7 protein-coding genes and 1 pseudogene are annotated in these 8,533 nt (G+C 50.5%); 2 read left to right on the top strand and 6 right to left on the bottom strand.

Translation table 11 applies throughout. The annotated features are described in order from the left end of the window. Positions 1-1,284 (top strand): annotated as a pseudogene (locus tag NTW12_05920) (acetyl-CoA C-acetyltransferase). Between the two features lie 8 nt (positions 1,285-1,292). Continuing rightward, positions 1,293-2,498: a 2,3-bisphosphoglycerate-independent phosphoglycerate mutase gene (locus NTW12_05915; GenBank protein ID MCX5845882.1), complete on the top strand. Its 1,206-nt coding sequence runs from the start codon at positions 1,293-1,295 to the stop codon at positions 2,496-2,498. A 67-nt stretch (positions 2,499-2,565) separates the two neighbouring features. Here the strand turns inward: NTW12_05915 and NTW12_05910 are convergent, their stop codons facing one another. The 6 genes from NTW12_05910 to NTW12_05885 form a co-directional block, all read right to left on the bottom strand. After that, positions 2,566-4,242, bottom strand: a complete 1,677-nt coding sequence (locus NTW12_05910; GenBank protein MCX5845881.1) for a long-chain fatty acid--CoA ligase — start codon at positions 4,240-4,242, stop codon at positions 2,566-2,568. A gap of 172 nt (positions 4,243-4,414) precedes the next feature. Further along, the gene (locus NTW12_05905; GenBank protein ID MCX5845880.1) at positions 4,415-5,347 is read right to left on the bottom strand and encodes a (Fe-S)-binding protein; all 933 of its coding nucleotides are present in this window, start codon (positions 5,345-5,347) and stop codon (positions 4,415-4,417) included. A 2-nt stretch (positions 5,348-5,349) separates the two neighbouring features. Further along, entirely contained in the window at positions 5,350-6,543 is a 1,194-nt protein-coding gene (locus NTW12_05900; protein ID MCX5845879.1) for a 4Fe-4S dicluster domain-containing protein, read from the bottom strand. Positions 6,544-6,597: 54 nt separating this feature from the next. After that, positions 6,598-7,575 carry an electron transfer flavoprotein subunit alpha/FixB family protein gene (locus tag NTW12_05895; protein ID MCX5845878.1) on the bottom strand — a complete coding sequence of 326 codons (978 nt, stop codon included), beginning with the start codon at positions 7,573-7,575 and terminating at the stop codon, positions 6,598-6,600. A gap of 26 nt (positions 7,576-7,601) precedes the next feature. Beyond that, positions 7,602-8,372, bottom strand: a complete 771-nt coding sequence (locus NTW12_05890) for an electron transfer flavoprotein subunit beta/FixA family protein (protein MCX5845877.1) — start codon at positions 8,370-8,372, stop codon at positions 7,602-7,604. A 19-nt stretch (positions 8,373-8,391) separates the two neighbouring features. Continuing rightward, a partial coding sequence (locus NTW12_05885; GenBank protein MCX5845876.1) for a hypothetical protein occupies positions 8,392-8,533 on the bottom strand: 142 nt, incomplete at its 5' end.

Raw genomic sequence — 8,533 nt, 5'->3', positions numbered from 1 at the left:
TGGGGCAAGGACTGCCGTTGGAAGTTTTGGAGGGTCGCTGAATGGTGTGAAGACAGTCGATATGGGTGCGCTGGTTATCAGGGAGGCCATCAAGAGAGCGGGTCTCAGACCGGCAATTAGTGATTTTGTGAAATCCAGCCGTCCTGATGTGTTTGGTGAATTTGACATGACGGACATCAATAAGAAATATTATGATTATGAAAGTGGATTGAAACCGGTCTATTTTGATGAATGTATCATGGGGAATGTTCTCCAGGCCGCCCTTGGACAAAATTCTGCACGGCAGGCGGGTATCTATGCAGGCTTGCCTGAAGAATCCAACGCGATAACGGTCAACAAGGTGTGTGCTTCAGGCATGAAGGCTATAACCCTGGCGTCGCAGATTATCGCTGCCGGTGATGCCGATGCCATTGTTGCCGGGGGGATGGAAAACATGAGCAATGCCCCGTATGCCCTTACGGATGCCCGCTGGGGATATCGCATGAGCATGCCCTTCGGTCAGATCACGGATGTTATGGTATATGATGGCCTCTATGAAATTTTTAATGGCTACCACATGGGATTTACTGCGGAAAATATTGCTGCAAAATATGGGATCACCCGAAAAGAACAGGATGAAATTGCTCTCTTGAGTCATCAAAGGTGAGTCATCAAAGGGCAAGGGTTGCTATAGCAAACGGAACGTACGCCGAAGAAATCGTGCCGGTTGTCATTCCTCAGAAAAAAGGCGATCCCACGGTATTTAAAGTAGATGAACGTCCCATGGATACTTCGCTCGAGAAAATGGCGAAAATTCCCCCCGCATTCAAGAAGGACGGGGGGACAGTGACGGCAGGCAATTCCTCCGGCATCAACGACGGCGCGGCGGCTGTGGTTGTCATGAGCGCGGAAAAAGCGAAAGAGCTTGGACTGGAACCTCTTGCAAAGATTAAAGGATTTGCCTCAGGAGGTGTGGACCCCGCCTACATGGGACTGGGGCCCATCCCCGCGACACGGAAGGTTTTCAAAAAACTCGGTCTCACCATGAAAGACATCGATCTGGTTGAGCTTAATGAAGCCTTTGCGGTCCAGGCAATAGCCAGTATGAGGGAACTGAAGATCGATTTAGACAATTGCAATATCAACGGCAGCGGTATTTCCATTGGGCATCCTATCGGTTGCACAGGCGCCAGAATTACATATACTCTGGCCATGCAGATGAAAAAGAAAAATCTGAATCTTGGTTTGGCTACCCTGTGTATTGGCGGTGGACAGGGTATGGCTATAGTACTCGAAAGGGTGTGAGGTGTAATATGGACTCGGAATTTATTGATTCCCTGGTGGTGAAAAATGACACGAAGATTATTTTTCTGATCATGGATGGCCTTGGCGGTCTGCCCATGGGTGGGAGAGAAACGGAACTGGAGGCGGCGAATACGCCCAATCTGGATGCCCTGGCCAGGAAGTCCGTATGCGGGCTTCTGGATCCGATCGGATATGGAATAACGCCGGGGAGCGGCCCGGCACACTTTGCCCTCTTCGGTTACGACCCGGTCAGAAACAACATCGGCAGGGGAATCCTGGAAGGGGCGGGGATCGACTTTCCCATGACCGACCGGGACCTCCTGATCCGCATCAACTTTGCCACGATCGACAAGGAGGGTGTTGTCATAGATCGGCGGGCCGGCAGGATTGACAATGAGACAAACAGGCGAATCTGCGGGAAGCTTCAGGAAAGTATCCGAAAAATATCAGATGTGGAGATCATCTTTGAACCGGTCCGGGAACACCGTGCCCTTCTCGCCCTGAGAGGAGACGGCCTCAGGGAGGAAATGCAGGAAACAGATCCCCAGAAGACGGGATGCCCGCCCTTGCCACCGAATGCCCTCGTTCCGGAAGCGCAAGAAACGGCGGTCCTTCTTCAAAAACTTATTGATAAAGCCCGGGAAGTTCTTGCAGACGAGCCAAAGGCGAACATGCTGCTGTTGCGTGGTTATTCCCGGTATCGAAGGTATCCGTATATCAGTGAACGGTTCGGTCTTAACGCCCTGGCCATTGCCAGCTACCCAATGTACCGCGGCATTGCCCGGCTTCTGGGCATGGTCATCGGTCCTCAGCCGGCGACCATTCAGGAGGAGATCACGGCGCTCCGGGAAAATTACGGGAAGTACGACTTCTTCTTCGTTCACGTGAAGCCGACCGACTCACGGGGCGAAGATGGTAATTTCGATGCCAAGGTGAAGGTAATCGAGGAAGTGGATTCCCTGATTCCCCTGGTTACGGACCTCAATCCTGATGTCTTGGTGGTTACGGGTGATCACTCCACACCGGCGGCCCTTGCCTCCCACAGCTGGCATCCCTTACCGGCGCTTCTGTATTCGGCAACCTGCAGGCCGGACCGGGTGGAAAGATTTGGCGAGAGGGACTGCATCTGCGGAGGGCTGGGGAGAATACCGATGGTTCATCTCATGGGACTAGCCCTGGCCCATGCAGGAAGGCTGGAGAAGTTCGGGGCATAAGAGAAACATTTGTAAAAAAAGGGTTCTGAGTAGCTCAAAATCTCTTCAGAACCCCTTTTTGTGATATTTATAAAGAACAGGTATAATTTACTTTTTGCGTTTTTCCAGCTCTTCGGCCCTGAGGCTCTTTACGAAACTCAATATCTGTCGGGAGCTTGTATTTGGCCAGCTTTGTTGCGCTATACTCCAAAAGTTCTTCCTGGGTTGCTGTTTCGCCTTCTTTGAGAACCACGAACACCTTGATGCTTTCCCCGCGTTTGGGGTCAGGGATGCCGATGGAACAGGCTTCCTGTACCTTGGGGTGTTGGTAGAATACTTCATCAATATCACGCGGATAGACATTGAACCCGCCGGAGATGATCATATCTTTTTTACGGTCCACGATGTAGAAGTATCCGTCCTGGTCCATTGTGGCGATGTCTCCAGTGTAACACCAGCCATCCCGGAGCATATTCGCGGTTTCTTCCGGCATATCCTTGTAGCCCTTCATAACCTGAGGGCCCTTGATGATCAGTTCTCCCGGCTCTCCTCCCGGCATGTCTGTAACACCATCATCAAGGCTGACAATGCGGCACTCCGTGTCTGCAATAGGGATGCCGATGCTGCCCACCTTGCGGACACCGCCAAAAGGATTGACGTGGGTCACAGGCGTAGTCTCCGTCAGTCCGAAGCCCTCAACAATTATGGCCCCTGTCATCTTCTCAAAGGCATGGATTACCTCCACGGGAAGGGGAGCACTCCCGGAGAAGGCCCCCTTGATGCAGCCCATGTCTGTTTTTTTCAGATCAGGGTGATTGAGCATCCCGATGTACATGGTCGGTACAAGCGGTGCGAAGGTCGGCCTGAATTTTCTGATGGCTTCCAACAGGGGCTGAGGCTGGGGTCTGGGAAGCAGAACCTGACTCCAGCCCGAATGGACGGCAAAATTCATGGATACGGATAACCCGAAAGAATGGAAATAGGGAAGCGCCCCCAGCATGGTTTCTGTACCCCTCGGCAATGCAGGTAACCAGGCGGCTATCTGCTGTACCTGTTTACTCAGGTTGGCATGGGTGAGCATTACTCCCTTGGAGACCCCCGTTGTCCCCCCGGTATACTGGTACATGGCCACATCTTCAAAACCTAACTTCACGGCAGGCGGATTCGGCGGGTGCTTGGCAATGCACTCCTTCCATCTAAAAACATCCGGCGCCGGTTTTACATCGGCAGCCAGTTTTTTCTTCTTGGCCACCAGCGGGAAAAGGATATTTTTCGGGAAGGGAAGATAATCGCCGATCGATGTATATACGATCTGTCGGATCTTTGTTTTCGGCCGGAGATCGATCATGCGATTCGCCAGGAGATCGAGGGTAATCAGAGCTTTAGCCCCGGAGTCGTTGAACTGGTGGTCGAGCTCGCGGTCGGTATAGAGGGGATTGTTCATCACCGTAATTGCCCCTACCTTCAAAATAGCGAAATACGCGACGACGCAGGGGATAACGTTCGGCAACAAGATAGCCACGGCATCCCGTGGCTTGATACCGAAAGCGTTAAGGCACGTCGCAAATCGATCCACCATTTCTTTTAACTGCCTGAACGTCAGTGTGTATCCCTGAAAAATGAGAGCTGTTTTATCGGGGAACTCTTTTGCTGTCCTGTCCATGATGTCAGGCATGCATATTTCTTCGTAATTGATAGTTGCCGGTACACCTTTTTCATAGGACTTCAACCATGGTTTGTCCAGATATCTGATCTCTGCGGCCATATCCATGCACCTTCCTTTCTCGCGGGGTTAGGTTTTCAATGATTAGATTACAAACTACGTTTTTTATGTTGTGAATAATTCTAAGATAATTTTATTGAAATTACCATTAAAAAAAGCCCCCTGCTTTATCAGATAGGGGGCTTTTAAAAACTAATGTCTTTCTTTAGGCAACCTATTCATTTGTCACGCACACATCTACAGGCTGTTTTTCCTCTTCAAGTCCCATGGCCCGCCAGACAATCTCAGCAATGTCAAGGGATGTCATTTTTTCTTCCACCCCACGGGCTTTAAGACCGTCGGTCACCATAGTCAGACAGAAGGGGCAGGCTACAGCAATATTGTTGGCATTTGTAGCAATAGCCTGATCGGTTCTCATGTTATTGATCCTTTCACCGTCATGCTCTTCCATCCACATTCTCGCCCCGCCGGCGCCGCAGCAGAAGCTCTTATCCAGTTTCCGCTCCATTTCCGTAAGCTTCATACCGGGAACAGAGGCAAGAATCTTGCGGGGCTGATCGTAGATATTGTTGTATCTGCCGAGGAAGCAGGAGTCGTGATAGGTGAAGAGTCCTTCAACCGGTTTCTTGAGGGTGATCTTTCCGGTAGCAATTAGATGATCGATAATCTCCGTATGGTGATAGACCTTGAAATTTCCACCGAAGTGGGGGTAATCCTTTTTCAGGCTATTATAACCGTGAGGACACGTACAGATTATTTTTTTAACACCATAGCCGTTCATGACCTCAATATTCGTTTGCATAAGGGTTTGAGAGAGGTATTCATTGCCGCCCCTCATGGCCGAATCGCCGCAACAGCCCTCTTCGGTGCCGAGAATACCAAAGCTGACACCGGCAGTCTGGAGGATCTTTGCAAATGCCGCCGATACCTTCTTCCCCCGGTCATCAAACGATCCGGCGCACCCGACGTAGAAGAGGTACTCCACATCCGGAGCCTCAGCAAGGGTCTTAATACCCAAATCCTTGGCCCAATCAGAGCGGAGGTGGGAACCAATGCCCCAGGGGTTTGAGTTGTTCTCCATATTCCTGAAAGTCAACTGGAGTTCGGAGGCAAAATCCGCTTCCGTCAGAACCTTGTACTGTCTCATGTTTACGATCTTGGGACATGCTCGATTGAGGCAGGGCAATTTTCCATGCAGTACATGCAGTTCGTGCAGTCCCACAGTTCGTGGAGATTGACTACCTCGCCTGTCATCGCTTTTTCCGGAGCCGGTATTTCAGGTACTGCGCCTTCCCCGGCTTTACCGGCAGCCTTCTTCGCCGCTACGGTGAGGGGGGCCCTCTCAAGCCAGTAGGTTTTCACGTCCTGTATAAATTTCTTCGGTGAAAGCTGTTTCCCGGACAGGTAGGCCGGGCAACCATCCTGGCATCGCCCGCAGCGCGTGCATGCGTCTGAATCAAATATCTGCTTCCAGGTAAAATCTTCAAGTTGACCTGCACCGAAGGATTCCGCCGTTTCGAAATCACGGATCGGTTCAAGGTTCCCAACCGGTTTCAATGACGCCATAAAATGATTTGCAGGGGTGGTGATGATATGCAGCAGTCTTGAGTAGGGGATGTAGGCAATGAAACCTAAAGCGATGAATGTATGTAGCCACCACATTACTTTATGTGCGATTTTTGCCGTACCATAGTCAACACCTGCAAAGGCCTTTGACAGGGTATATCCGACAAAAGACCATACCTCCCACGGAGGATTTGTGACGTGGATTCTCAACGCCTCAATAACAAATCCCGTTACAATGATGCTCCCTATGAGAAGGAGTGTAATTGCATCATCGGGTGTGTTATCAGCTTCTCCCTTGTATCCGAGGCGATCGGGTTTTCTGATGTATCTTCTGTCCAGAGCCATAAATACGCCGATAAGGACAAATAAGCCGAATAATTCCATGAGGAAAGAGAAGACGAGGTAGAATTTTCCCGTCAGGAAGGGAACGCCAAGGGGCTCGGCAATATGAAATTCCGTTGCATCGAATGCGGCCCCGAATATGAGGACCAAAAACCCGAAAAAGATCAGCCCGTGCATGACGCCTGGATAGACGTCCTTGAATGTTTTCATCTGGAGCAAACCGTTAAGGAAAAACAGTTTAATTCGTTCCTGAATGTTGTCATTTCTGACGTCCGGTTTGCCGAGGGCAGTCCACATCTGCCACCTTTTGTAGAGACCGTAGGCAAAAATGGCCAGAGCAACAGCCGTAAAGGCAAAAAGAAGTCCCTCAAAATTCTCAGCATTCCAGAAGACCTCTCTCCCCTCATTGCCAACTGAAAACTTTGATAGTTCCATAGCACACCTATTTTTCAAAAAAAATGGGGGCGTTAGAACCGCCCCCCTGTTTCATTATGCAAGCAATTTTTTGATCTCTTTAGTAAGTTCCGGAACAATCTTGAAGAGATCATCCACAATTCCGTAATCGGCCCTCGCGAAAATGGGGGCGTCCGGGTCCTTATTAATTGCCGCGATGTATTTGGAAGTGCCCATACCGGCCAGATGCTGAATTGCGCCGGATATACCGCAGGCTATGTAGAGGTTAGGGGAAACAACCTTCCCGGTCTGTCCTACCTGATCTTTCTGGGGTCTCCAACCGGCATCTACTGCTGCTCTTGATGCTCCTACCGTAGCTCCGAGGACATCTGCCAGCTCCTCAATGATTACATAATTTTCCGGTCCCTTCATTCCGCGCCCGCCGGATACGATTATGGTTGCTTCCGTCAGGTCAACCTTCCCCGCTGTATCCTTCTGCACTTCAAGGACCTTGGTTTTCAACTGACCCGGATCCAGACCGGGGTCGAATTTAATTACTTCCGGCGTCTTAGGATTTTCGACTGCGGGAAATACATTGGGTCGCAGCGATGCCATCTGGGGAAAAGACGATGTTACGACTTCACCATAACATTTACCCGCATACATGGGTCTTAAAGCAAGCAATTTACCATCGACTATTTTTACATCGACACAGTCGGTTGCCATTCCCGTTGCCAGCTTACCCACAAGGCGGGCAGAAAGATCCTTACCCTGAACGGAAGCGCCAAGGAGCAGTATAGAAGGATCTTTTTCCTTCACCAGCCGGGCGACTGCTGCAGCATGGGCGTCTGTGGTATAGGGTTCTAAAAGGGCGTTGTCGGCTATGTAGACTTTATCAACTCCATATTTTCCTAACTCACCAGCAATTCCTTCAATTCCGGAACCAAGCAGGACGGCGCCGACCTCTTCTCCAAGCTGGTCGGCAAGTTTCCTGGCTGTACTGGCAAGTTCAAAACTTATCTTGCGGTAGGCTCCATATCTCTGTTCTGCAACGATCCATACACCTTTTGCCATTGTTTATTCCTCCATTATCAAGATCATTAAATAACCTTTGCCTCTTCCCTGAGCAGTCTGGCCAACTCTCTGGCCTTTTCTGCCGGGTCCTCACCGCAGATAATCTTTCCTGGAGGCCTGGCTGGCGGCGGCAAGGTCTTGGCGATCTTTGCTTTCACGTCGATGGCAATACTTAAGGCTGCGGCATCCTTAACGTCTACGGGCTTTTTCTTTGCCTTCATGATTCCCGGAAGCGATGCATAGCGCGGCTCATTCAGCCCCTTCTGTGCGGTAACCAGGCACGGCAATGAACTTTCAATCAAAAGCTGGGCCCCTTCAATCGGTCGTATCACCTTTATGGAGGCGCCCTCTATGTCAACCTTTGTAACAAGTGTTATCTGAGGGATATTTAAGAATTCGGCGACAATTGCGCCCACCTGACCCGAGTCATCGTCAATAGCCCGCTGTCCGCAAAAGATGATGTCATGGGGAATACTTTTAATGGCTGTTGCCAGGGCATTTGCTACGGTATAGGCATCAGCGCCGTCAAAGGCAGGGTCGCTGATATGTATTCCCTTATCGGCTCCCATGGCCAGGGCTGTTCTGATGGTCTCCAGCGCCCTTGCCGGTCCGAGAGAAACGATGGTGACATCTCCACCAAACTTTTCCTTCAGTTTCAGGGCCTCTTCAACGCCAAACTCGTCATAGGGATTCATGACCCATTTAATACCGGCCTCATCGATTCCTGATCCGTCAGGTTTTACTTTGATCAGGGTTTCCGTGTCCGGAACCTGCTTTACACATGCAACAATATTCACGGCTTCCTCCTTCCTTGTTTTATATCACCCTGTTCTTCACGATATCATCAACGACAGAAGGATCGGCCAGCGTGGTGGTGTCTCCCAGGTCGCTTATCTCATTCGCGGCAACCTTCCTCAGTATCCTCCTCATGATCTTGCCGCTCCGGGTCTTCGGCAGA

This window comes from Deltaproteobacteria bacterium (assembly GCA_026388545.1).
Taxonomy (GTDB): domain Bacteria; phylum Desulfobacterota; class Syntrophia; order Syntrophales; family UBA2185; genus JAPLJS01.
The sequence above is the reverse complement of the archived record's forward strand: the minus strand, read 5'-3'. Positions and strand labels throughout refer to the sequence as shown.